Annotated in this window: 24 protein-coding genes and 2 tRNA genes; 13 read left to right on the plus strand and 13 right to left on the minus strand. The window is 41.8% G+C overall.

The window, feature by feature from the left end; all coding sequences use genetic code 11:
- Positions 1–95 precede the first annotated feature (95 nt).
- Positions 96–1,388: an MFS transporter gene (locus WA352_RS01370; protein WP_004803848.1), complete on the plus strand. Its 1,293-nt coding sequence runs from the start codon at positions 96–98 to the stop codon at positions 1,386–1,388.
- A 64-nt stretch (positions 1,389–1,452) separates the two neighbouring features.
- Here WA352_RS01370 and WA352_RS01375 read toward each other — a convergent pair whose 3' ends face one another.
- Positions 1,453–2,217: an HD domain-containing protein gene (locus WA352_RS01375; protein WP_005317597.1), complete on the minus strand. Its 765-nt coding sequence runs from the start codon at positions 2,215–2,217 to the stop codon at positions 1,453–1,455.
- 384 nt (positions 2,218–2,601) lie between these two features.
- On the opposite strand from WA352_RS01375, the gene WA352_RS01380 reads away from it, so the two are divergent.
- The gene (locus WA352_RS01380; RefSeq protein WP_005317596.1) at positions 2,602–3,909 is read left to right on the plus strand and encodes a CitMHS family transporter; all 1,308 of its coding nucleotides are present in this window, start codon (positions 2,602–2,604) and stop codon (positions 3,907–3,909) included.
- Positions 3,910–3,999: 90 nt separating this feature from the next.
- On the opposite strand, the gene WA352_RS01385 is transcribed toward WA352_RS01380, so the two are convergent.
- Positions 4,000–4,884 carry a LysR family transcriptional regulator gene (locus tag WA352_RS01385; RefSeq protein ID WP_005317594.1) on the minus strand — a complete coding sequence of 295 codons (885 nt, stop codon included), beginning with the start codon at positions 4,882–4,884 and terminating at the stop codon, positions 4,000–4,002.
- A gap of 106 nt (positions 4,885–4,990) precedes the next feature.
- Between WA352_RS01385 and WA352_RS01390 the strand changes: the two genes are divergently transcribed.
- Positions 4,991–5,746 carry an SDR family oxidoreductase gene (locus WA352_RS01390; protein WP_005317592.1) on the plus strand — a complete coding sequence of 252 codons (756 nt, stop codon included), beginning with the start codon at positions 4,991–4,993 and terminating at the stop codon, positions 5,744–5,746.
- A 49-nt stretch (positions 5,747–5,795) separates the two neighbouring features.
- On the opposite strand, the gene WA352_RS01395 is transcribed toward WA352_RS01390, so the two are convergent.
- From WA352_RS01395 to WA352_RS01410, 4 genes are all read right to left on the minus strand, one after another.
- Entirely contained in the window at positions 5,796–6,113 is a 318-nt protein-coding gene (locus WA352_RS01395) for an AzlD domain-containing protein (protein WP_005317589.1), read from the minus strand.
- A complete protein-coding gene (locus WA352_RS01400) occupies positions 6,110–6,823 on the minus strand; it encodes an AzlC family ABC transporter permease (protein ID WP_032859502.1) in 714 nt (237 codons plus the stop codon). The genes WA352_RS01395 and WA352_RS01400 overlap by 4 nt, the downstream gene beginning before the upstream one ends.
- A gap of 77 nt (positions 6,824–6,900) precedes the next feature.
- The gene (locus WA352_RS01405; RefSeq protein WP_336141023.1) at positions 6,901–7,731 is read right to left on the minus strand and encodes an AraC family transcriptional regulator; all 831 of its coding nucleotides are present in this window, start codon (positions 7,729–7,731) and stop codon (positions 6,901–6,903) included.
- A gap of 228 nt (positions 7,732–7,959) precedes the next feature.
- Positions 7,960–10,314 (minus strand): Tex family protein, encoded by a 2,355-nt coding sequence (locus tag WA352_RS01410; protein WP_005317581.1) that lies wholly within the window; start codon positions 10,312–10,314, stop codon positions 7,960–7,962.
- Between the two features lie 339 nt (positions 10,315–10,653).
- Here WA352_RS01410 and ompR point away from each other — a divergent pair, with 339 nt between their 5' ends.
- The 4 genes from ompR (at position 10,654) to WA352_RS01430 (ending at position 16,067) form a co-directional block, all read left to right on the plus strand.
- Entirely contained in the window at positions 10,654–11,418 is a 765-nt protein-coding gene (gene ompR / locus WA352_RS01415; RefSeq protein ID WP_004657337.1) for an osmolarity response regulator transcription factor OmpR, read from the plus strand.
- Positions 11,419–11,435: 17 nt separating this feature from the next.
- Entirely contained in the window at positions 11,436–12,890 is a 1,455-nt protein-coding gene (locus WA352_RS01420) for an ATP-binding protein (RefSeq protein ID WP_005317579.1), read from the plus strand.
- 301 nt (positions 12,891–13,191) lie between these two features.
- A complete protein-coding gene (locus tag WA352_RS01425; RefSeq protein WP_005317576.1) occupies positions 13,192–14,706 on the plus strand; it encodes an acetyl-CoA hydrolase/transferase family protein in 1,515 nt (504 codons plus the stop codon).
- 158 nt (positions 14,707–14,864) lie between these two features.
- On the plus strand, positions 14,865–16,067 hold the full coding sequence (locus WA352_RS01430; protein WP_005317575.1) for a hypothetical protein: 1,203 nt from the start codon (positions 14,865–14,867) through the stop codon (positions 16,065–16,067).
- A 31-nt stretch (positions 16,068–16,098) separates the two neighbouring features.
- On the opposite strand, the gene WA352_RS01435 is transcribed toward WA352_RS01430, so the two are convergent.
- From WA352_RS01435 to WA352_RS01460, 6 genes are all read right to left on the minus strand, one after another.
- Positions 16,099–16,836, minus strand: a complete 738-nt coding sequence (locus WA352_RS01435; protein ID WP_005317574.1) for a class I SAM-dependent methyltransferase — start codon at positions 16,834–16,836, stop codon at positions 16,099–16,101.
- 80 nt (positions 16,837–16,916) lie between these two features.
- Complete coding sequence (locus tag WA352_RS01440) at positions 16,917–17,669, minus strand: hypothetical protein (RefSeq protein ID WP_005317569.1); 753 nt, start codon at positions 17,667–17,669, stop codon at positions 16,917–16,919.
- A gap of 39 nt (positions 17,670–17,708) precedes the next feature.
- Positions 17,709–18,161, minus strand: coding sequence for a hypothetical protein (locus WA352_RS01445; protein ID WP_005317565.1), 453 nt, complete (start codon positions 18,159–18,161; stop codon positions 17,709–17,711).
- Between the two features lie 184 nt (positions 18,162–18,345).
- Positions 18,346–18,421, minus strand: a tRNA-Phe gene (locus tag WA352_RS01450).
- Positions 18,422–18,561: 140 nt separating this feature from the next.
- Positions 18,562–18,637 (minus strand) — tRNA-Phe (locus tag WA352_RS01455).
- 100 nt (positions 18,638–18,737) lie between these two features.
- Entirely contained in the window at positions 18,738–19,115 is a 378-nt protein-coding gene (locus WA352_RS01460) for a GNAT family N-acetyltransferase (RefSeq protein WP_004657331.1), read from the minus strand.
- 104 nt (positions 19,116–19,219) lie between these two features.
- Here WA352_RS01460 and hisB point away from each other — a divergent pair, with 104 nt between their 5' ends.
- From hisB to WA352_RS01490, 6 genes are all read left to right on the plus strand, one after another.
- Positions 19,220–19,813: an imidazoleglycerol-phosphate dehydratase HisB gene (gene hisB / locus WA352_RS01465; protein ID WP_004803817.1), complete on the plus strand. Its 594-nt coding sequence runs from the start codon at positions 19,220–19,222 to the stop codon at positions 19,811–19,813.
- Positions 19,813–20,430: an imidazole glycerol phosphate synthase subunit HisH gene (gene hisH, locus WA352_RS01470; protein WP_004803814.1), complete on the plus strand. Its 618-nt coding sequence runs from the start codon at positions 19,813–19,815 to the stop codon at positions 20,428–20,430. Before hisB ends, hisH begins: the two co-directional genes overlap by 1 nt.
- Before the next feature lie 153 nt (positions 20,431–20,583).
- Positions 20,584–21,126 carry a DUF805 domain-containing protein gene (locus WA352_RS01475; RefSeq protein ID WP_004803811.1) on the plus strand — a complete coding sequence of 181 codons (543 nt, stop codon included), beginning with the start codon at positions 20,584–20,586 and terminating at the stop codon, positions 21,124–21,126.
- 91 nt (positions 21,127–21,217) lie between these two features.
- Entirely contained in the window at positions 21,218–21,886 is a 669-nt protein-coding gene (locus tag WA352_RS01480; RefSeq protein WP_005317562.1) for a 3'-5' exonuclease, read from the plus strand.
- Between the two features lie 66 nt (positions 21,887–21,952).
- Positions 21,953–22,684 (plus strand): 1-(5-phosphoribosyl)-5-[(5-phosphoribosylamino)methylideneamino]imidazole-4-carboxamide isomerase, encoded by a 732-nt coding sequence (hisA, locus tag WA352_RS01485; protein ID WP_005317559.1) that lies wholly within the window; start codon positions 21,953–21,955, stop codon positions 22,682–22,684.
- Between the two features lie 227 nt (positions 22,685–22,911).
- Positions 22,912–24,369 (plus strand): SulP family inorganic anion transporter, encoded by a 1,458-nt coding sequence (locus WA352_RS01490; RefSeq protein WP_005317556.1) that lies wholly within the window; start codon positions 22,912–22,914, stop codon positions 24,367–24,369.
- Positions 24,370–24,435: 66 nt separating this feature from the next.
- On the opposite strand, the gene WA352_RS01495 is transcribed toward WA352_RS01490, so the two are convergent.
- A complete protein-coding gene (locus WA352_RS01495; protein ID WP_005317554.1) occupies positions 24,436–24,987 on the minus strand; it encodes a helix-turn-helix domain-containing protein in 552 nt (183 codons plus the stop codon).
- Positions 24,988–25,016: the final 29 nt, after the last annotated feature.

Below are 25,016 nucleotides of genomic sequence, written 5' to 3' on the forward strand. Positions count from 1 at the left end.
ATACAAAATAGTGTCATTTTCATGCTTCTTTAGCGGTATATAACATTCTGTAAAGATTCAGTTACAGAATCTTGCTTGGTTGAAAAGGAACATATATGAGTCAGACATATAGCAAGGAAGAAAAAAGAAGTCGTATCAAAGGTATCGTCGGTGCGGCATCAGGGAATTTAGTTGAGTGGTTCGATTTCTATATTTATGCCGTTTTTGCTGCCTATTTTACCCATGCATTGACCGCTCCAGATATGGATCCAACCACCAAAGCCATTTATGTTTGGGGGGTGTTTGGCGCCAGCTTTTTCATGCGCCCAATCGGCAGTTGGCTATTCGGACGTATTGCTGACCGCCAAGGCCGCAAACAATCAATGGTCATTTCAATTTGCTTAATGGCACTCAGTTCATTCCTGTTCGCAGCCTTACCGACTTATGATCAAGTCGGGATGTGGGCACCCTTTTTACTGCTCATGGTACGTTTACTGCAAGGCCTCTCCGTCGGTGGCGAGTATGGTGCTGTTGCAACCTATATGAGTGAACTCGGCTTAAAAGGGCAACGAGGCTTCTTTGCATCATTCCAGTACGTCACGCTTTCAGGTGGTCAGTTACTTGCCAGTTTACTCGGGGTGATCTTGCTCGGGTTTATGACTGAACAGCAATTGAATGATGGTGGCTGGCGTATTCCTTTCGTCATCGGCGGTATTGCTGCATTATTATCTTTGTTCGCCCGTAGTCGTTTAGAAGAAACCTTGTCACATGAAGATGCTGAACGTGAAGAATCGGGTAGCTTAATCGCCTTGCTTAAACAGCATTGGAAAACGTTCTTACTGGTTGTCGGCTATACCTCTGCGGGTTCACTGACCTTTTATGTAGTGACGGTTTATTCAAAAACCTACCTCACCAATATTGGTATGGATGGCAAAACCGTTGGCTTTATCATGACCACGGCGCTATTTGTCTTTATGTTGGCGCAACCTTTATTTGGTATGTTGTCAGATCGCATTGGCCGTCGTGCTTCCATGTTGGCATTCAGTTTACTCAGCGCCATCTTTATTTATCCGGTCATGGTCACCGGTATGCGCAGCTTTGCTGACTCCCCTGTCATCATCACCCTGTTACTGATTTTCTTGATGATGTTGCTGAGTTTCTATACCTCGATCAGTGGTTTGGTCAAAGCTGAAATGTTCCCGCCGCATGTCCGTGCATTAGGTGTAGGTTTCTCTTATGCAGTGGGTAATGCCTTATTTGGGGGTTCTGCACCTTCAGTGGCGTTATTATTTAAAGATGCAGGCATTGAAAATACCTTCTTTGTCTATGTCATTATCATGCTATTAATCTGTTTCATGTGTAGTTGGGCCTTACCGAAAAAGCCTGAATATCTGGAACATGATCACTAAATAAATTGTGCCCGAAATCTAAACCACTTTTGTAAAAGCAAAGGTGGTTTTTTTATTTTGAGCGTTATTGCACATAAGGATTGAAATTCACAAGCTGCTTAAAGCCACTCTGCACTAGCATGGCAGTACGAGATCGAGGACGTTGCTGTGCTTCCTGTTGGGTAAATTTAATCATGATCTGATTAAAATCAAGACGAGGGTATCTTTGCTGTAATTGCTGTCTAAACTGTTCTGAAAACTCAAAACCACGGCTGCCGATGACGTCACAACTGGCCGCTTGCTGCAGCAAATGCGCTTCTATCCCCTCATCGCGTCCAACATAAGGATTCATATGCATACTGATCACATCAAACAGTTGATCTGCACGAGGGACTAGCCAACCTTGTTCGAGCGACCAATCTCTTGCAGCATAAGCGCCCTGTCCTGCAAAACAACGACAATGTTGATGATGCTGATAATGTTGTTCAGTCATCCCTAAATCATGCAATAAGCAGGCAACTGCTAATAATTCATCATCACGTTGCATGTTTTGCATCTTGGCAAAAGCAATGGCATAACACCATGTACGAAGACAATGATTTTGCAGAGACGTTGAGCTACAGGACTGCATCTCCTCTAAAGCCCGTTGCACATCTACGCTATCAGGCAAGATAAGATCATCCAGACACAATTCATGTTGAACAGTCGGTCTGTTGTGATTCGCCAAACTGTACATTTTTATACTCTGTTTTAACACAGGAAAAAGGCTATGGTGCAACAGCAGCATACGATCTTTTAAGGATAAATCCCCTGAAGTCTGCGCCATCCAAGCGTGTCGACCAATTTGCATTTTCACCTCTTTTTTAAAAATTAGAGTAATTGCTCTAATTTATGTTGTACTGCAAAAAACGACCGAAGTCAAAATCAAGTCATTTCATTTTGATTGTTCTCAGCACAGTATTTTTTAGAACGTTGGTGATTAAATCTACCGCTGCCATCTTCTGTTATCGCTCTAAATTTGGCTACTTTTCATTAAAACCATCATTTTTCTATGACAAATTTTCCAGAAAAATTAAACAAAATGCTCGTTTCTCGGCCTGTTTGTTTAGTTTTTATCCTTAATCTTAAGAACCAATTAAGTTTTTATGCATAATGGTCGGCGCTTTAATTTTTATTTTTGGTGTATTTTTAACACTTTTTTATGTCAAGAGGTTACAACTTTAGGGAGTAAATAATGCTGACGCTGATAGGTATTCTAATTATTGTGACAATTGTTGCGCTACTGATGTCTGGTAAAACCAGTCCAATTGTTGCGATGTCGATTGTTCCTCTTATTGGCGCGCTCATTGCTGGTTTTTCGATTAGCGAGATTTCTGGTTTCTTTGAAGCCGGTCTAGCCAAAGTGACCAAAGTGGCGACCATGTTTTTATTCGCCATTTTGTTTTTTAGCATTTTAAAAGAATTACATGTCTTTGACCCCATGATTAAACGCATGGTGCAAATGACCCGTGGCAATGTCGTGATCGTTGCTGTGATGACCACCCTGATTGCTGCGATTGTGCATTTAGATGGTTCAGGCGCTGCCACTTTTTTAATTATTATTCCAGCCTTATTACCACTTTACCGTAAATTGGGCATGAGTCCCTATCTGATGCTATTACTCATGGCAGGCAGTATGGGCGTAATGAATATGGTGCCATGGGGCGGACCTTTGGGACGTGCTTCAGCTGCGACAGGTTTAGATGCTGCCACACTCTGGCATAGTCTGATTCCCGTTCAAGTGGTGGGTGTTGCAGGGATGATGGTGTTTGCCGTATTTATGGGTTTACGTGAGAAAAAACGTATTCTCGCAGCACAAGCTCTCGGTACCACGCCTTTTGAACAAGACTGCATGGCCAAAGACCTGGCCGAAGATGTTCAGGAAGATGCCAAACCAAAGAATCTATGGTTTAACCTCGGTCTGATCGTTGCTGCCATTATTTGTTTAGCTTTTGGTCTGTTCTCTGCACCTTATGTGTTTATGATTGCCCTTGCCTTGGTCTTGATCGTCAACTTCCCGCAGCCGAAAACACAAATTGAAGTCATTGGCCGTCATGCACCACAAGCTCTAAGCATGGTTGCCATTATTTTTGCGGCAGGTGCCTTCCTCGGAATCTTGTCTGAGTCAGGTATGTTGCAATCGATTGCCCTAGATCTCATTAAAATCCTACCAAGTACATGGATCGGGAGTTTGCATATTCTGGTGGGAATTTTGGGTGTACCAATGGACATCTTTACCAGTACCGATGCCTATTACTTTGCGCTATTACCGATTGTGCAAGAAGTTACCGCTACCGCTGGGGTGAATGCTGATTCGGTCGTGTACGCCATGGCGATTGGCAACAATGCAGGAACCTTTGTAAGCCCATTCTCGCCAGCAACTTGGCTTGCAGTTGGACTGACAGGCACCGATATGGGACGCCATTTGCGCTATTCATTTGGCTGGATCTGGTTATTCAGCTTCTTTACCTTAGGCGCTGGCTTCTTACTTGGTCTTTATTAATCCTTACCAAAATAAAAAAGCATACTCAGGTATGCTTTTTTATTGCCTGCATACTTCATCACCCACCTAAATCGCGCATCCGCTTTCCGATTACAGTTTGGTTTTTAACAACTCATCTAACCAGTCAATAAAATCCTGAAAATATTTAGGACGATATTGGCGGTCGGTTAACAATAGACTGACAGGTAACTGTAAACTTGGAATATCGGTAAATAATTGCTGTAACTGTCCTTGCTGTACATAAGGCGCTGCATCAAATTTAGGAATTTGAATCATGCCAATGCCTGCTAAACCTGCCTGAATATAGGCCTCAGTATTCTCAACCAATAAACGATAAGGCATTTTGACTCGATGCGCTTGGAATAAAAGCTCACTCCACTCTCGATAATGTTTAGCGACATGGTAATCCACGGCGAAGTGCTGTTGTAGTTCTTCAAAACGTTGAGGTTCGCCAAACTCTGCCAAATATTGCGGTGCTGCCACAGTCCATATTTCGGTTTGGCTAATAGGACGAATCAGCAGATATTCATCCTGAACTTGTCCGACACGTACCACACAATCCAGCTGTTGCTCAATCAAATTAGAAAAAACATCACTGCCATTCACCAACACTTTTACTTTGGGGTAACGTTGATAAAATTCAGATAGATGAGGAATCAAAACTTGTGTAGCTAAGCGTTTCGGCATACCAATGCTGATCTTCCCTTCCTGACTACGCACATGGGTTTTAAAACGATTCAGCTCTTTTAACTGTGCCACCAAACGCATGGCTTCATCGTAAAATAAACTCCCTTCATGGGTTAAAGCCACTTTACGCGTGGTGCGATAAAACAGTAATACCTCATACTCTCTTTCCAGTGTTTGAATCGCATAAGTCACATTGGAACGCGGCAAACCCAATTGTACTGCAGCTTGTGCAAAAGACTGCTTCTCTGCCACCAAACAAAAGATTCTTAAACGATCAATCTTATCCATTTTATTGTTCAACTTTTTTGCACAATCAGTTCAATACTAACAACTATTTCAAACAAATAAATTCAATTAGTATGTTTTTTATGCAAAACAACATCAGGACAAATACATGTCACAACATCATTTAAATGGAAAAACCGTACTGATCACAGGCGGCGCAAAAAACTTAGGCGGTTTAATTTCACGCAAGTTTGCTGAACAAGGTGCAAATTTACTGATTCATTACAACAGCGCTGCCACTCAAGCCGATGCCGAACAAACCTTAAAAGACGTACAGGCACTCGGAGCAAAAGCAGCGTTGGTACAAGCTGATTTATCCGATATTCAAACTATTGAGCAGTTGTTTATCACTGCTAAAGAAAACTTTGGTGGCGTCGATATTGCGATTAATACCGTAGGCCGTGTGCTGAAAAAACCATATTTAGACACCACCGAACAAGAGTTTGATGGCATGAATGACATCAACAATAAAATTGCCTATTTCTTTATTCAATCGGCAGGTCGCCATCTGAATGACAATGGAAAGATCTGCACTATCGTAACCAGTTTACTTGCAGCGTATACGGGACTTTATTCAACCTATGAAGGCTTAAAAGCACCCGTCGAGCATTATACCCGTGCCGCATCCAAAGAGTTTGGTCAACGTGGCATCTCCGTTACTGCGGTCGCACCAGGCCCGATGGATACGCCATTTTTCTACGGTCAGGAAGCACCAGAAGCCGTGGCCTATCATAAATCAGCATCTGCTTTAGGTGGCTTAACCAAGATCGAAGATATTGAACCTTTGATTCGCTTCTTGGTGACAGATGGCTGGTGGATTACTGGACAAACCATTTTTGCCAATGGTGGTTATACCACCCGTTAAGTCGGATACTAACAACGGTTTGGGCATTCAAGCGCAATGCCCAAACCCATTAAGGTAAGAAAAACACCAAAGCATAGAAACAGGCCAAACTCAGGATAATGGTCAATAAGGTATGTTTCACCTTATACGCAATGATGACAGTTAAAATCGTGGCCAAAAAATACGGATTCAATAACGTCGAACGGAATGCGCCCTGCTCATCCATAAACACGATCGGCGTTGCAATCGCAGTCAATAAACATGGGGCAGAATACTGTAAAGATTGTTGAAACCATTTCGGTAAGCGCAACGGAATATTCGGTTCTAGCAAAATATAGCGGTTCATAAACACCACTAAAGCAAGAATAATCAAAAGGAACCAAGTCATGCCACACGCTCCCGTAAATTCTGTAAACACGTCGCGGTTAGCATCCCGATTACCCCTGCCAAGATCGCGGCACTTTTAATCCCTAGACTCAGAAAAACTAAGGTCAACAGCACAGATACCAACACACCGACCAACGTATTTATGTTTTTAATAAACGGAATCACGATGGCGATAAAAGTCGCAACAATAGAAAAGTCCAAATGATATTGATCAAGATTCGGCACCGATGAGGCAAGCAGCACGCCACAAACGCTAAACAAGACCCAACACAGATAAAAACAGCTTCCTGCACCCAATAAATAGTAAATATAGTGTTGTTGCTTTTTAATACTTACCGCAAATAATTCATCAGTCAGCAAAAAGCCCAATAGCAAGCGATGTTTTAAAGGTTGTTTGGAAATATCTTCACGCAGGTACAGGGCATATAGATAATGCTGTGTGGTGATCAGGAAGACTGAAATAATGATGGTCAATGCAGGCGTTCCTGCCATTACTAAACCTAAGGTCATCAACTGCGCTGCACCTGCAAACACCAAAGCCGACATACCAATCGCTTGTGCAGTACTCAGCCCAGCCTGAATCGCCATCGAGCCTGCCAATAGCCCCCACGGCAATACTGCAAAACACAGCGGTAGTATTTTAATCACCCCATTGAGAAATGCCCGTGATACCGTCATTGGCCTATCATCGGTTATGCTTTCACTTAACATCAAAATCACAATTGCTCATAAAAGACCCTATCACTATGCCAAAAATTGATAAGAGAGAATTGTATAAAATTGCTGTTTTATTTGAGATAAGAAATATAACCACCAGGGGTAATACCAAATGTCTGACGAAAATGACGACTAAAATGACTCTGATCCGAAAAACCACATTGTTGTGAAACTTCAGATAACAGCAGCCCCTGTCTTAACAGTTTTTGTGATTTTTGCAACCGAGCCTGTACCAACCATGCATGCGGTGATAGCCCGACGTGTTTTTTAAATTGGCGTAAGAAATGCCATTGGCTGAGATTAGCCATTTCTGCAAGTGTAGCCAATGAAAACTCTTGCTCAGGCATACTCGCCATCAGCTCTTTGATATTGAGGATACGTTGCTTGGCATTACTCAGATCAGTAATCTGCGGTTTCACCTGACTATATTTCGATACCAACCAGGCAATGGTCGAAAGAAACAAGGTCTGTTTTAATAAAGTGTTATGCGGTTGTTCCAATAAATCGAATAACAGGCGGAATTGCTGCGCCAACCCTTCATCATGCAATACTGCCTCTCTAAACCACGGTGCTGTGCCATGTATAGACGTGAGATCTCGTGTCAATTCATGAAATACTTCTGGGGTTGGATAGATGGCGCGATAGCGCCATCCCGTTTCTACAGCAGAAGATCCGGTATGGACCTCATCGGCATTAACCAAAATAATATCGCCCTGTGGTGCAACATGATTGCCCCCTGTGCGATAGAAACGTTGTGCTCCCTCTTCGATCACGCCGATACAAAATCCTTCATGAACATGCCGTGAGAATTCCTGCTGATAGTAACTTGCTTTCAGCATTTCTAGACCACCTAGTTCTTCTAGATGTAAGTAATCGACTTGTTCACGAGGTCTTCGCGACATCACGACCTCCTTTGAAGTTTTTGCATCTGGTCAGATTAACGTGATTCAGATAGATGTATAGAACAAAATTGCTTTTTGTTGATTTTATCTGAATTCCTACATACTTTCTTAATTTACAAAGAATGCGATGATTGAGCTAAGTGACATACAGATCTCCACGCTCTGAACAAAACACAATAATATGCTCAAAATAAAAGCCTCCGAAGAGGCTTTTATTCATTTAATTAATTACTTAGAACCTTTAATCCCGGCTTGTAATAACAAGGCACCTAAACCACCAATTTTTTGCTCTTGTGGTTTTTCAGTTTTTGGCTTGTTATTTTGTGGACGCTTAAAGTCACCCTCTTTACGCGGAGGACGTTGGCCTTGTGGTTTACGATCTGAACGTTCAGTACGATCTTGTTGCGGACGTTGCTGACGTGGTGCTTTCGCCGGTGCAGAACCTTCAGCACGCATACTCAAGTTAACACGATTACGTTCCACGTCCACTTGCATCACACGTACTTGCACAATTTGACCTGGTTTCACCACTTTATGTGGATCAGAAACAAACTCATTGGCAAGTTCAGAAATATGCACGAGACCATCTTGGTGTACACCCACATCCACAAAGGCACCGAAGTTGGTCACATTGGTGACTACACCTTCAAGTTGCATGCCTTCAGTCAATTGCGCAACTTCGGTAATGTCTTCACGGAATTTCGCAGTACGGAATTCTGGACGTGGATCACGACCCGGTTTTTCCAATTCAGCCAAAACATCCTGAATAGTCGGTAAACCAAATTTGTCATCTACAAACTCATCAGCCTTCACTTGGCGAATGATTTCAGTGTTACCAATAATGTCTTTTACCGTGGTTGCTTTTGCCGCAACAATTTTTTCCACCAAGCCATAGCTTTCAGGGTGAACTGCAGACGCATCTAATGGTTCAGAACCATCTTGAACACGTAAGAAACCTGCAGATTGTTCAAAGGTACGTTCGCCCAAACGCGGCACTTTTTTCAAAGCTTGACGGTTATCAAAACGACCATTTTCTTTACGGTATTCAACAATTTGTTGCGCAATCGCTTTATTTAGGCCAGCAATATAGGCCAGAATCGCTGGAGAAGCGGTATTCACATCCACACCTACAGCATTCACACAGTCTTCAACCACAGCATCCAATGTTTTTGCCAAACCAGCTTGGTTCACATCATGTTGATATTGACCTACACCAATCGATTTAGGGTCAATTTTTACCAACTCGGCCAACGGATCTTGTAAACGACGTGCAATTGAAACTGCACCACGAATTGAAACATCCAACTCAGGTAACTCTTGTGAAGCCAATTCACTTGCAGAGTAAACAGAAGCACCCGCTTCACTTACAGTGATACGTGTCAGTTGCAGATCAGTATTAGCGGCCATCATTTCTGCAACCACAGCTTCAGTTTCACGGCTTGCGGTACCATTACCAATCGCAATAAGTTCCACGTGGAACTCTCGACATAAACGAGCAAGTTCTGCAATAGAACCCTCTTTGTCTTCTTTCGGTGCAAATGGATAAATCGTGCTATGCGCAAGAACATCACCTGCATTACTTACCACTGCTAGCTTCACACCTGTACGAATACCAGGGTCAACACCCAAAGTCGTACGACCACCAGCAGGTGCTGAAAGTAATAAATGACGTAAGTTTTCAGCAAATACATCCATTGCTTCAGCTTCAGCAGCCAAACGTTTATCGGTTAATAAGGAATGTTCGATTTGTGGACGAATCTTGCCTAACCAAAACAGTTTAGCTGTTTGCTTTAAATAATCTTGACGCGTTTGTGGTTGAATTTGTTCAAGATTGTATTCAGTTTCAATACGAGCCAATGGTGCATCATCTTCACCATCCACTTTCAAACCCAATACATTTTCTTGACGACCACGTAGCATCGCCAATAAACGATGTGAAGGGACTTTATTAAAGTTTTCTGAGAATTCGAAATAATCACGGAATTTTTTACCAACTTCTTTTTTCTCTTCAGAAGCCACCGCGCTTTTCAATACCGCAGTTTTAGCAAAAGTCTTTTTTAATTCAGTGGTTAATGCAATATTTTGTGCCCAGTCATCAATCAAGATATGCTGAATCGCATCAAGTTGGCTTTCTGCATCTGGGTAGTCTTCATGACTAAAACCAGCCAAGGCTTCAGTTGGATCAACTTGGTCTGCAATAATTTTTTCAGCAATAGCGCCAAGACCTGCTTCTTTTGCTTTAAATGATTTACTGGTACGTTTCGGGCGATACGGTGCGTAAATTTCTTCTAATGCATTTTTAGTCTCAGCTGCATTTACACGCGCCAATAAATCATCGCTTAATTTATCTTGTTCTTGTAAAGATTGGATCACCTTCTCACGACGCTCAAATAAATCACGTAAATAAGTTAAACGTGTATCGAGTTGACGTAATTGCGTATCGTCTAAGCCTTGCGTGACTTCTTTACGGTAACGTGCAATAAAAGGAACGCTAGCACCTTCATCAATTAAACGAATAGCAGCTTCTACTTGGTTTGGACGTACGGCAAGTTCATTTGCCAACTGCTGAACTAAGTCAGTCATCGTGATTGATTCCACAAGGGTTAAGTCTAAAAGCACTGATTATAAAGTTCATGGCTATAAAATCCACCATTGTTTTTTTGAATATTGTGCAAGTAGTTTATGCAAATCGCTGAATGTTTCTAAAATACCAAGATTTTTTCGCCTAAATATTGAAAAATAGATTGATTGTCATCATTTTGCCTGTATATATTTGGTATCTATCTCTTGATTTTATTGGCAATATTTGTTGCTTTATAACATAGCCAAAACTGTGCAATGAATCGTATACTCAAAGGTCTATTGATATTTCACAATCGCATTGCATAAAGACGATGACAATAAACGATAAAGGAGCACATCATGAGTTTAGTTGTACCTGCCGAATCGACGGAAACTGTACACCATGAGACAGACCGGGTCGAACGCATCTTAGTGGTCGATGACGATGTGCGCTTGCGTACGCTGTTACAACGCTTTTTAGAAGACAAAGGCTTTGTGGTAAAAACTGCCCATGATGCAACTCAAATGGACCGTTTACTGCAACGTGAATTGTTCTCGCTTATCGTGCTCGACTTTATGCTCCCTGTCGAAGATGGTTTAAGCATTTGCCGTCGCTTGCGCCAGTCAAATATCGATACACCGATTATTATGCTGACAGCACGTGGTAGTGACTCTGACCGTATTGCAGGTCTTGAAGCAGGCGCAGATGATTATTTACCAAAACCATTCAACCCAAATGAATTACTGGCACGTATCCGTGCAGTATTGCGTCGTCAAGTGCGTGAAGTACCTGGTGCACCAAGCCAACAAGTTGAAGTGGTGAGCTTTGGTCCTTGGTCTTTGGATTTATCAACCCGTACTTTAACTCGTGAAGGTCAAGTCGTTACTTTAACGACTGGTGAATTTGCGGTACTGAAAGCACTGGTTCAGCATCCTCGCGAGCCACTGACACGCGATAAGTTGATGAACTTGGCACGTGGTCGTGAATGGGGTGCAATGGAGCGCTCGATTGACGTCCAAGTTTCTCGTCTACGTCGTTTAATTGAAGATAACCCTGCTCGTGCACGTTATATTCAAACCGTATGGGGCGTGGGCTACGTTTTTGTTCCAGATGGTGCTGAATAAGCTTAGGAAATTAAACGTTGAAACTTGAACCAATTGATCCACAAGAATTTACGGATTTCGCGGCTTATTCTGAAAGACCACGAACCAAATGGGAACGTTTTTTAGATAAAATTAAACCGCGTTCCGCAGCCATGCGCACCACCATTCTCGTGTTGTTCATGGTGTTTTTCAGTCTGTTTATGTCCTTGTGGTTCTTTTGGCGCACACTTTATCTTCCTGAGTTACAACAACACGCCCGCTACCTCGCGATTGAATTAGAATTGGTCAATAATCCAGATATTCGAATTTTACATCGCGAGAGTGAAGTTGATGTCGATACTTGGTTAAAGAATCGTATTGGCATCGAATATGTAACTGACCCAAACGAATTTCCTCGAGTTGAAGATAAATTCTTAGCGGAACTGTTTACCAATCAAATTGAGTCCAAACTGGCTAAAGAGTTAGGTGTAGAAAACGTCACGGTTTATTTTAAATTTAAACCGATTCCACGCATCTGGATTCAAACGCCAGAGATGAACGGGAACTGGGTTAGAGAACCTTTAAAAACCTATACCAACTATAGTGTTGAACTGATTGCCGGCTGGTTGTTTGGTGTTCCAATTGTATCATCCATCATTATCTTAATTTTGGTTCGGCAAATGAACCGACCTTTGCGTCGCTTACAAAATACAGCCAACAATTATAGTAAAACCGGCAAGGCGCCTTATCTCGACACCAATCATGGGCCACTCGAAATCCGTCAAGTGAACCAAGCTTTTAACCATATGGTGTATACGCTTGAACAAACCGAACGTGATCGTCAGATTATGTTGGCGGGTATCTCCCATGATTTGCGCACACCATTGACGCGTATTCGTTTGACCGCAGAAATGCTCCCTGATGAGTTCTTCCGTGAAGGTCTGATCTACGATGTAGATGACATGGACGCGATTCTAAACCAGTTTATTTCCTATATGCGGGATGGCTCTGATGAAGAACTGACAGAGACCAACCTGAATACGCTGTTGCAAGAACTGGTGGTCCAATTCAAACCGCTGGACATTCGTTTTGAAGCGCAAGAGTTGCCCATCATTCCAGCACGAAGCTTGTCTTTAAAACGCTTGATTGCCAATTTAATTAATAATGCCAAACGTTATGGTGCAGAACCGATTGAACTATCTGCCAGCCATGTCGATGATCATATTATGATTACGGTTGCCGACCATGGTGATGGCATTCCACCTGATCAAGTGGAAGAGTTAATGCAACCTTTTGTTCGTGGTAATTCGGCAAGAACGATTCAAGGCAGTGGTTTAGGCTTAGCAATTGTGAAACGTATTGTCGATATCCATCAAGGGCAGATTAACATTCGTAACCGTGAGCAAGGTGGCTTGGAAGTGGTGATTTCCCTCCCCATTCCTCCAGCGCCCAGTGACGAACCACAAAACAATGCTATCGACAAAATAAAGCAAACCCTAACAGGGCATTTTTAAAGTGATCAATCAGCATCCTCTTATCATCTATGCAGGACTCTTCGACTAAAGTCTTCAGCCCAATTGATGTTGGAATGATTGCTTTCGTTCGGTTTCACACTGATTCAAGCCCAAAAATTGTCCTTCCCTAATGTTCCTTTTCTGTATGAATTCAAGCAAATATCACACAGAAAATAAGCAACTGGAAAGCAGATGAATAAAGCGTATGCAGCTGTATTAGACCTTAGCCTTATTTCAATTCACTTTTCATGTTTTAGCGCTAAACTCCATATCCAATGAAAAGCAATATTGAGAATGGATGATGTCTTTAAGTCGTATTCGTCTTGCAGCACTGCATGACAAAGTGATGAGTGCAGAGCAGGCAGCTCAGTTTATTAAAAATGATATGACGGTTGGTATGAGCGGTTTTACCCGTGCAGGTGAAGCGAAAGCAGTCCCACAAGCATTGGTTGAACAAGCCAAAAAAAATCCGTTAAAAATCACATTAATTACGGGCGCGAGTCTCGGCAATGACTTAGACAAACAATTGACGGAAGCAGGGGTCCTTGCTCGTCGTATGCCATTCCAAGTCGACAATACTTTACGTCGTGCTATTAATAACGGCGAAGTGATGTTTATCGACCAACATTTGTCTGAAACCGTTGAACAAATGCGTAACCAGCAACTAAAACGTCCTGATGTTGCGGTGATCGAAGCGGTTGCCATTACCGAAGATGGTCATATCGTGCCAACCACGTCTGTCGGTAACTCAGCAAGTTTTGCGATTTTTGCAGAAAAAGTAATTGTCGAAATTAATACCTCGCTCAGCGAAAATTTCGAAGGGCTACACGATATTTATATCCCGACCTATCGCCCTACCCGTACACCATTGCCTTTAACGCAAGTGGATGACCGTATTGGTTCAACCGCGATTCCAATCGATCCAGCAAAAATCGTGGGTATCGTATTCAATGACACAGCAGATTCACCATCAACTGTGACTCCACCTGATGCTGAAACTCAAGGCATCGCCAATCACCTGATTAAATTCTTTGAAAAAGAAGTCGCAGAAGGCCGTTTAGCGAAAAACTTAGGTCCATTACAGGCAGGGATTGGTTCAATTGCCAATGCAGTTTTAACAGGACTTAAAGATTCGAATTTCGAAGATTTAGTCATGTACTCAGAAGTTCTTCAAGACTGTACTTTTGAACTGATTGATGCGGGCAAAATGAAGTTTGCTTCTGGTAGCTCAATCACCTTATCAGCACAATGTGGCGAGCGCGTTTTCGGTAATCTTGAACACTACAAAGATAAATTAGTACTTCGTCCTCAAGAGATTTCTAACCATCCAGAGATCGTGCGTCGTTTAGGGATTATTGGCATCAATACGGCGCTTGAGTTTGATATTTACGGTAACGTGAACTCAACCCACGTTTGCGGTACCAAGATGATGAACGGTATCGGTGGTTCAGGTGATTTTGCCCGTAATGCACACTTAGCGATCTTCGTGACTAAATCGATTGCCAAAGGTGGTGATATCTCATCAATCGTGCCAATGGTCAGCCATGTCGATCATAACGAACATGATGTTGATATTTTAGTGACCGAAGTCGGTCTTGCTGATCTTCGCGGCTTAGCACCACGTGAACGTGCCCGTGTGATTATCGACAACTGTGTACATCCACTGTATCAAGGTGCACTTAACGATTACTTTGACCGTGCATGCGAACGTGGCGGCCATACCCCACACATTCTTCGTGAAGCCTTATCTTGGCATGCCAATTTTGAAGAAACAGGCAATATGTTAGCACCTGCAGCTGTGGCGAAGTCTGCTTAACGCCCATATTATTTTTTATGGACCTTCCTTCTCTGGTAAGTCAAAAAGGTCTTTGCATCACGCAAAGACCTTTTTTATTGCCTGAATATCAAGCCATCTTGTTATTTTAATTAAAATTATAGAAAATCGATCATCCAATAAAAATCAAACCAAATACAATGAAAAAAATTACGCTATGGCTATTCGTTATATCACTCATTCTGATCAGCCTTGTAATATTCACAACCTTAATCAAAAGCCCGCATACAAGCCCTTATTTCATCACCATTTCAGGTAATCAATTACAGGAACGGGTAGACTTAGCTCCCGATCAACTTTGGTTTGATATGATTGCCAAAGGCAATGATCCTATCTCGAGTATCTCTTTTGAACTCAAGAATAAAAATATTACTGGTTGGATTGATCTCAACCTAAACTCAAATGTTGCCATTTTTCAACGGCTCGACGTTCAACAAGACCACGTTCCTTGGTCTGTTTATACGACCTCTACGTCAGAGAAAGCTATTGGAAGCTATCAAATTGATCAGCAAACATCACAGCAGAACTTAAATCTTCAGTTTCACAATACGCCTATTCGTTACCAGCTTGAGGATTCAGAACAACAAATCGTACAACTCTCTGGTCAATTACAATTTAAGCTCCCTTCACACTGGCCTGTTTTAAAATCCAAGCGTTTCCCTCAACTCCCCATACAAGGACAATTTATTTTCGATGAACAACCTTATCAGCTGATTCGTATGAATAGTGCCGTTTCTCAGCACTCTGCTCTTCATGACCCGATTTCTTATCAATTCAGCTTAAAACATCAAGATCAATGGATTGATTTCACTTTTCAACAAGACAGCACATCCTCTCAACCACTGGTACAAATCACAACTCACGATCAGCTTTATCAACTTAAGTCCCCAGCACCCCAAAACCTTTGGCACGAAGATGATAAAAAGATTGTGATTCATGCCAAGAATATTTTGCTTCAAGCCAAGTCCGGGCAAACTAAATCATTAAATATCAATCTTGTTATTCCTAAAAATTACGCTCACCTCAGCATAAATCATCAAGATGCAAAGCTCATTCCTACCAACTCTGAATTACTGGCTGAAGCTAGAAATGAACAAAAGATTTACCAACTCAGCTTTGTACAACAACATCAGCTACTTACACTCGAGCTCATTGAAGAAATGCAGGGTAATTTCAGTTTAAAATTCATTACGGAAGATGGAGAACAATACTTTTGTGGTAATACCTCAACAGCCTGCCCAGGTTTAACCATTGAGCCAAGCAAACAAACTTTCTTATTCAATCAAGTTAAATTAGGGTCGCATCTGTTGAATGGAAGTCTTTTTATCGCTGGCGTTTTATAGCGGCTTATTCCGACATGATTTTTTTATTTTCCTATTCTGATGCAGCTAAGCGCCCAACTCTCAGCAAAATTGGAAAGCTAATCCCAATCGGCTGCTGTATCTGTAAAATGTCTTGTAAGCTCGCCAAAGGATTGACATGCAACTGATCTTGATAATGCTTTACTGCAGACCAAGTATTGAGATAGTCCCACAACTGCGGCCCTGTCCAACCTAACTCGATCTGCAACTGCGGCATCGCGATTTCCTCAAAGGGAAATGGAATCGTTTGATAATGTTCATCAATATAACGTCGCTCTGCATCCCAAAAGCCCTTTAAAGTCTGATGATAGAGCTGATCAATTCGCTGATTTAAATCTGTATCATCTAACTGAATTAAGCCATAACCAATTACGGCAAAAAGACCATCTGCTTTCAGAGTTCGCTTCACTTCTACATAGAATTTTTCAAAATCAAACCAGTGAATCGCTTGGGCAACAGTAATTAAATCAAAAGACTGATCTGCAAATGAGGTCTGCTCTGCGGCTTGTTGTAAATACCGCACATTGGGTAATGCTGGGGCCTGATCTAGTTGATTTTGACTGAGATCAGTTGCAACCACTTGCTGAAAATAAGGAGCGATCAGTTGAGTCAGTTGCCCCGAACCTGCCCCACAATCCCACGTAGAGTCCAAGCCATTGAGCTGCTCTATTAAGCAGTTTACTAACGTTTGCGGATAAGTTGGCCGTGCCTGTTGATAAAGTTCACTTTGCTCAGAAAATAAATCTTTCATACTGGTCTATTCTTAAAATTTTTGACATCCCCCAACATAACAAACTTTTTGACTTAGAATTGTTCAGTAAAAGTTCAATCTTATAGCACTTGTACAATTCGGTAGCTGGCCTGTGCAATTGGTGTGAGCTGATCACGCATCTGATAGACTTTGACATCATATGTTCCCGCTTGCCATCCATTCGATGGTGTTGTGCTGACCCAATTTTGAGTAACATTTTGAGTGACTCGACGCGGTGTAAATAACAGCACTTCCCCTGTATCTCGATTGAGCCAACGAATAAAGATTTGCTCATCCGTGGGTGATTGCCCCATCGTATCGAAATGAGCAAAGACCTCTTGGAACTGATGTACTTGATGCAGATCTTCTGAAAGCTGTGGCATTACTGGCGTTAAGGCAAGTACCAGCCTACCAGACAATGCTTGCTCATCATTTTTTGAGCTTAACTCTTCTAAAGCACGCTGAGCAAATACCTTTTTATTCTGAATCATTGAAAAGTCTTGTCTCGGAAAAGCCTTTTTCAAATAATCACCCACCTGCTGCTCGGATGCCATTTCAATGATTTTTGCAATCTGCTGATGTTGATGCTCAGAAAATGTATTTAAATGTTCAGTATTTGCAGCAAGCCCTTGCGACGTCAAAACCGCGACATCTTGAGGATGATTTATTGAGGTTACGTCAGGTTTTGCTGTTTTCGTTATTTCTGGCGCGATAGAAGGTGACATCACCTGTTTGTAATCAGAAATCAAATACCCCAACCCGAATCCAAGCATTAAAAAAAGTAAATAAAGCCACTTTTCCACAATATCTTCTTCCAAAAATAAAGGTGACAAAGCCACCTTTAATCTTATTAATTCCTTAGATTTAAGAATTTAATTACAGCTGAACAAAGTCCCATTCATATCTAAACTACCATTCTTGGTTGTAAACGCCCCACCTTCACTCAGTACTTTTTGTTGAGTAAAGCCCGTCCCAGTGAGCATTCTCAATGTTGTTGTTCCTTGGCAAACATTGGTATAAATATTAGTACCGACTTTCGCAATACAACCATCTGCCGTCACTTTTACAATATTATTGCTACTAAGTGCACATTGAGCCGTAATTACGGTTGTTGGGGTATTCGATGATTCACACGCAGAACAGTTATTATTATTTTCACATGCATTTGCAGTGGAGTCTGATTTACAGGTATAGGTCACACCATTTTTAATAATCGTTTTAGAATAAGAGGAATTCGTACTGATATTACCATCACCACCTCCTCCACAAGCACTGAGTAAAATACAAAGTAATGAGGCAAACCCTAATTTCATGTTATTCAACATCGTAAAACCCTTATCGTTCTATTAATAATTTAATGTATTTAAAAGCCTTATTTTTGACTTTATATTTAATGATTTACATCTAAATGCAAACGCACAAATCTTAGCTTAAAGTACTGAGATGAATCAAATCATTTGAACAAACAATAAAAAAAGCCCCAAACTTTCGTTTGAGGCTTTTTGAATATGGTGGCGAGACCCAGGATCGAACTGGGGACACACGGATTTTCAATCCGTTGCTCTACCTACTGAGCTATCACGCCAATGGGGTGTATTAAGCCGTATCTCAGCTGAATAGTCAATAATTATCATGAGCTTTTGATTTGAATGCACATTTTTCAGGCAATCAATTTTCAGGCAAAAAAAATCCCTGATGGGATCAGGGATTGAAAATACAAATTTATGGTGGCGAGACCCAGGATCGAACTGGGGACACACGGATTTTCAATCCGTTGCTCTACCTACTGAGCTATCACGCCAAAGTGGGCGTATTAAACAATGTTTGTCTAAGCCCGTCAAGCAAATTTGTGGATTTTTCTCTTAAGCGCTTAATTTTGCTCCAAAGCAGTACGCTAAAGCTTAGATTTTGCCAAGATGTGATAAACAGCGATGGATTGCCCCACAACCTGGTTCAAACTGTTTAACCCCTTGCTCTTCTTCCATACGGCATACCTCTTCAACCAAGCGTTCTGCAACCCCACGCCCGCGATTGGCTGGATGTACCACAATATATTCCAAAACACGGCTTTCACCTTGTCCTGTCGCCCAAATTGCACCTATAATTTTGGTGTTAAATTCAGCAGTGTAAACTGTGGTATATTGCTGGAGATTTTGTTCAAGTTGTTCCATTGCATCTTGCCCATCGCCAAACTCTGGGCTGGTATCGTAAAGTCGCTCTAGCTGAGTACGAATTCCTAGATTATCCAGAGAACTGTAAGCATGTACGGTAATAGGCATTGATTAACCCTCCTGAGCAAACTATGATGCTGTCACTTTTTCGTCACAGCGAAACTATTGGTTTTTAATTCAATCATTTTTGACGTTTTTTGAGGAACGTGTCCATGACGCAACGTATCAGTGAAGTGGTAAGAAATACCAACGAAACAAAAATTCGAGTTCGTCTCAATCTCGATGGTACTGGTCAAGGCACACTCAACACTGGAGTTCCATTTTTAGACCATATGATTGATCAAATCAAGCGTCATGGTCTATTTGATATCGACATTCATTGCGATGGCGACCTAGAAATTGATGACCATCACACCGTCGAAGACTGTGGAATCACCTTGGGGCAAGCGTTTGCACAAGCTTTAGGTGATAAAAAAGGCTTACGTCGTTATGGGCATTTTTATGCGCCATTAGATGAAGCACTGTCTCGTGTTGTGGTTGATCTATCTGGCCGTCCGGGTTTGTTTATGGATATTCCATATACACGTGCCCGCATCGGAACCTTTGATGTCGATTTATTTTCAGAATTTTTCCAAGGTTTTGTCAATCATGCGCTGATGACATTGCATATTGATAACCTGAAAGGCAAAAATAGTCACCACCAGATTGAAAGTGTGTTTAAAGCTTTGGCACGTGCATTGCGTATGGCCTGTGAAATTGATCCACGCGCAGAAAACACCATCGCTTCGACTAAAGGTAGTTTGTAATGACCCGTATTGCTTTACTTGATTATGGCATGGGCAATCTACACTCTGCGGCAAAAGCCCTAGAGCATGTTGGTGCGACGGTTGATGTCACCAACGACCCTAAACTGATTGCCAAAGCGGATAAAATCGTTTTCCCTGGTGTCGGTGCCATGCGTGACTGTATGCAAGGCATGCGTGAAGCTGGAATTGATGAGGTGGTACGTCAGGCTGCTTTCAACAAACCTGTGCTCGCAATTTGTGTCGGTATGCAAGCGCTACTACAAAGTTCGGAAGAAAATGGTGGCGTCGAAGCACTGGGTATTTTTGAGGGAGTGGGAAAACACTTTCCTCAAATCCCAAATTTAAAAGTACCGCATATGGGTTGGAATCAAGTACATCAACTTGATCCAGAGCATCCGATGTGGAATAACATTGAGCAAGATGCACGTTTCTACTTTGTACATAGCTATTATGTGGAGCCAACCGATTCAGCAATTATTGCAGCGACCTGTGATTATGGCGTGAATTTCTGCACGGCGATTCACAAAGATAATTTGTTTGCAACGCAGTTCCATCCTGAAAAAAGTCATACCGCTGGCCTACAGCTGTTAAAGAACTTTGTGGAATGGAAGATTTAAGTCCACCTAATGCAGATCAAGTTTTTCGTTATCACTTGGTCTGCAACTCATAAAATAATTTAAGCTTTAATTTTGCAATTTTTTCTTTATTATTCTAAACGATACATTTTTCAATTTTTACAATCCCATAAAAACACCTAGATAGGAATAACAATGAATTTATCTACACAAAGCGTGGATCACCCACTGAGTCCCAAAGGTCGTTTTGGCCGACTATCCTATGCAGCTTGGACATTTTTAAGCTCAATCATCGCGATGATTATCATTGTAATTATTGGATTCTCTTCTGGGATATTAAATGGTCAAAACGCTGAAATTCCAGATTTCCCATTAGCTGCGATGATAATATTCGGAATAATTTATATTATATTTTTATATTTATCTTTCGTTTTTATCATTCGCCGCCTACATGATAGAAATCTTAGCGGATGGTTATCACTATTATATATCGTTCCTTTTCTGAACATCTTGTTTATGATCTATTTATTCTGTGTAAAAGGTACAGAAGCAACGAATAATTTTGGCCCAGTTAGAACAACAGCTGGATGGGAAAAAATCTTAGGCTGGATTTATATTTTATTAATAGTCGCTAGTTTGGTTATTGCTATTGTTACTGTGATTGCAATACCTAGTAATCAAGAAATCACATTAGAAAAGCAACAAACTCAGATTGAGCAACAGATCAGTCAAGCTTAATAAATACATCATTGTTACTAAGCCAAGTTTCGACTTGGCTTTTTTATTGTGACAAAACCCTTTAAGCTCAATCAAACGCTTTGAGCTTTTAATGCAAATGGATACGCCTCAACACACTCCCCTTTTAAGCAAAGAACAAATCCGCGCATTGCCTGTATTTCAAAATCTAAGCACAGATCGTATCTTGGTGATCCAAACGCTTGAACAATGTAAGACAATTCAAGCTGAACTCGCGTCTATTCAAGTTTTTGGTTTTGATACTGAATCCAAGCCAACGTTCAAAGTTGGAGAAAAATCGACGGGACCCCACCTGATCCAGCTCGCAACGCCAAACAAGGCTTATTTATTTCAAGTCTGTAATGAAATATTAGATTTTCTCAAACCGATTTTCGAAAATGAACAGCAACTCAAAGTGGGTTTTGGACTGAAGAATGATGCGCATATCTTTCGTAGTAAAGGTATTCAACCTAATGCCATGATTGACCTGTCCAAGAGCTTTGCAAGTTTTGGTTATCGCAGCCAAGTCGGTACTCAAACGGCAATCGCGCTGCTTTTTCAGCGTTATTTCGCCAAAAGTAAAAAAATCAGTACTTCCAACTGGTCGGTTAAAAATCTTAGTCCACAACAAATCAATTATGCCGCCGCAGATGCCTATGCAGCACTGCTTTGTTTCGAGCAACTGTATCAGCAACAATTACTCACAACACAATTATTGCAACAAATCAGGAGAATACTGGCAGGTTTAGCAGACAAGGCTTAGCGATTGATCAATATTTTGCTAATATGTAGCCAATTTAAACTCTATGATGATGCAAGGAGCGAAAGCATGCTAATCATCCCAGCAATTGACCTGAAAGATGGTAAATGTGTCCGTTTGAAGCAAGGACGTATGGAAGACGATACCGTTTTCTCTGAAGACCCTGTGGCAACTGCACAACATTGGGTGGATGAAGGCGCACGTCGTTTACATTTAGTCGATTTAAATGGTGCTTTCGCAGGTACGCCAATTCATAAACCAGTGGTTGAAGCGATTGCGCGTGCACAACCTGAACTTCCAATTCAAATTGGGGGTGGTATCCGTTCACTTGAAACCATCGAACACTATTTGGAAGCTGGCGTTTCTTTTGTGATTATCGGTACCAAAGCCGTGAAAGAGCCAGAGTTTGTTGACCAAGCATGTAAACGCTTCGCAGGTCATATCATTGTCGGGATTGATGCCATCAATGGCATGGTGGCAACCGATGGTTGGGCCAATGTGACTGACGTAAAAGCGACGGATCTGGCTAAACGTTTTGCCGATGCAGGCGTATCCAGCATTGTTTATACCGATATTGCACGTGATGGCATGATGCAAGGTGTGAACGTTGAACAGACCGTGAACTTGGCCAACTATTCAGGCCTGCCTGTGATTGCTTCTGGCGGTGTCACCAATCTGGATGATGTACGCAATCTAAAAGACAAAAAAGGAATCCTCGGTGCGATTACAGGTCGTGCCATCTATGAAGGTACTTTAAGTCTTCGTGAAGCGCAGTTATTGTTAGACCAACAATCACTCTAATCATTTCAGGCTCTAGTTATTGTAACAATCGCTAGAGCTTTTTTTCCTTGGGTGCTATGCTTGCCCCAGTTCAAATAAAACCCCTATCTTCTTACATGATGCTTACGCCACCTTAAGTTTTACATTTCCTATGTATTAACTCATCACTGTCTAGTGATGTGGTGTAGTCGTGTGTCTGTATATCACATCACTAGCCTTTAAAAATTCCTAAAAAATAGGCTATTTCTATGTTTTCCAATATTCGAGCGCAATGGTTCTCCAATATCCGTGCGGATATTTTGGCTGGACTGGTTGTCGGTTTAGCACTGATCCCAGAAGCCATCGCCTTCTCTATTATTGCAGGGGTCGACCCCAAAGTCGGTTTATATGCTTCATTCTGTATTGCCGTGGTGATTGCTTTCGTTGGTGGTCGCCCCGCCATGATTTCAGCCGCAACGGGTGCAATGGCTTTGCTCATGGCCAGTTTGGTTAAAGAGCATGGCTTACAATATCTGCTGGCTGCCACCTTGCTCACGGGTGTATTGCAAATTATCGCGGGCTATCTAAAGCTAGCGAAACTTATGCGTTTCGTGTCTAAATCTGTAGTGATTGGATTCGTCAACGCATTGGCGATTTTGATCTTTATGGCGCAACTGCCTGAACTGGTCAATGTCACATGGCAGGTCTATGCCTTGGTGTTATTGGGTCTGATCATTATCTACCTATTTCCGCTGATTCCGAAAATCGGTAAATTATTGCCTTCACCCTTGGTCTGCATCATCACGGTGACTTTGCTGGCAATCTACTTCGGCATTGATATTCGTACAGTAGGAGACATGGGTTCATTACCCGATACGCTTCCCGTGTTCTTAATTCCTGATATTCCCCTTAACTTTGAAACCTTAAAAATCATCTTTCCTTATGCTGTTGCTTTGGCTGCAGTCGGTTTGCTTGAGTCGATGATGACGGCGACGATTATTGATGAAATGACCGATACTCCAAGCGATAAATTTCAAGAATGCAAAGGTCAGGGTATTGCCAATATCGCCTCAGGTTTTATGGGTGGCATGGCAGGCTGTGCCATGATTGGGCAATCGATGATTAATGTAAAATCAGGTGGATTGACTCGATTATCGACCTTTTCAGCGGGAATATTCCTCCTCATCTTAGTCGTATTTATCAGCGACTGGTTAAAGGTGATTCCCATGGCTGCCTTAGTTGCCGTGATGATCATGGTCTCGATCAGTACCTTTGAATGGAAATCCATCAGTAGTTTTAGCAAGAATCCAATCAGCAGTAATGTCGTGATGCTTGCAACAGTGGTTGTGGTCGTTGCAACCCATAATTTAGCCTTAGGCGTGCTTACAGGCGTGTTACTGTCTGCTTTATTCCTTGCCAATAAATTAGAGCAAGATATTCGAGTTGAGCGATATTTTGAAAATCAGGCACGCGTTTATAATCTGAAAGGTCAAATTTTCTTTAGTTCTTCAGAAAAATTTATGCAAAGTTTTGATTTCAAAGAGGATGTAAAAGAAGTCATTATTGATTTGACCCATTCACATATTTGGGATGTCACTTCAGTGGCAATGATCGACAGTGTGGTGCAAAAATTCCAGCGCAAAGGCGTACACGTTATTGTGCGAGGTTTGAATGAAGCCAGCTCGATCATGATTGATAAATATGGAACTCATCAAAGCTCAAGCTAAGTCTGCATAAATAGCCACGAACTCTAAAAGTGCTTAAGTAATCCAGCTTAAGCGCTTTTTTTAGAGTTAATAAATTACGTTTCGGACAAAATGAACAGTGCTACTTCCTTGATTGAGATAACGATAATTGACAGAACTCTCAAATAAAAGCGACTCACCTGCTAGAAGCACTCGATTTTCTTGTTCAAACGAAATCGTCAATTCGCCATCGACAATATAAATCAACTCTTGCCAGCCTTTTTGATCTGGTTCAGCCTGATAGATCTCACCCACAGCCAAAGACCATGTCCATAATTCGACTTGTGTCTGGGTTGACACAGCAGCCAACAGCGTGGCATGACTTTCAGCCTGTTGACCCTGCCAAGCCAAGGTATTGACGATGGCAGATTCACTCAGCTCAGATGGGCTGACCAGCTTTTTAAAATCGACTGTTAAAGCCGTTGCAATCGCATCAAGTTTAGCCAGACTAATATTGACCTGTCCTGTTTCCAAAGCAGCAATGGTACGGCGACTGACACCTGCTCGATCTGCCAAATCTTGCTGACTAAGCTGACGTTCGGTACGAAACAGACGAATATTCTGTCCCACATCTTGCAATACCGTCTCTGAATGACTCATGCATTCCTACAGTGAAAATAAAAAATATG

Origin of the sequence: Acinetobacter sp. 102, assembly GCF_037028485.1 — a bacterium.
In the GTDB taxonomy this organism is placed as follows: Bacteria; Pseudomonadota; Gammaproteobacteria; order Pseudomonadales; family Moraxellaceae; genus Acinetobacter; species Acinetobacter higginsii.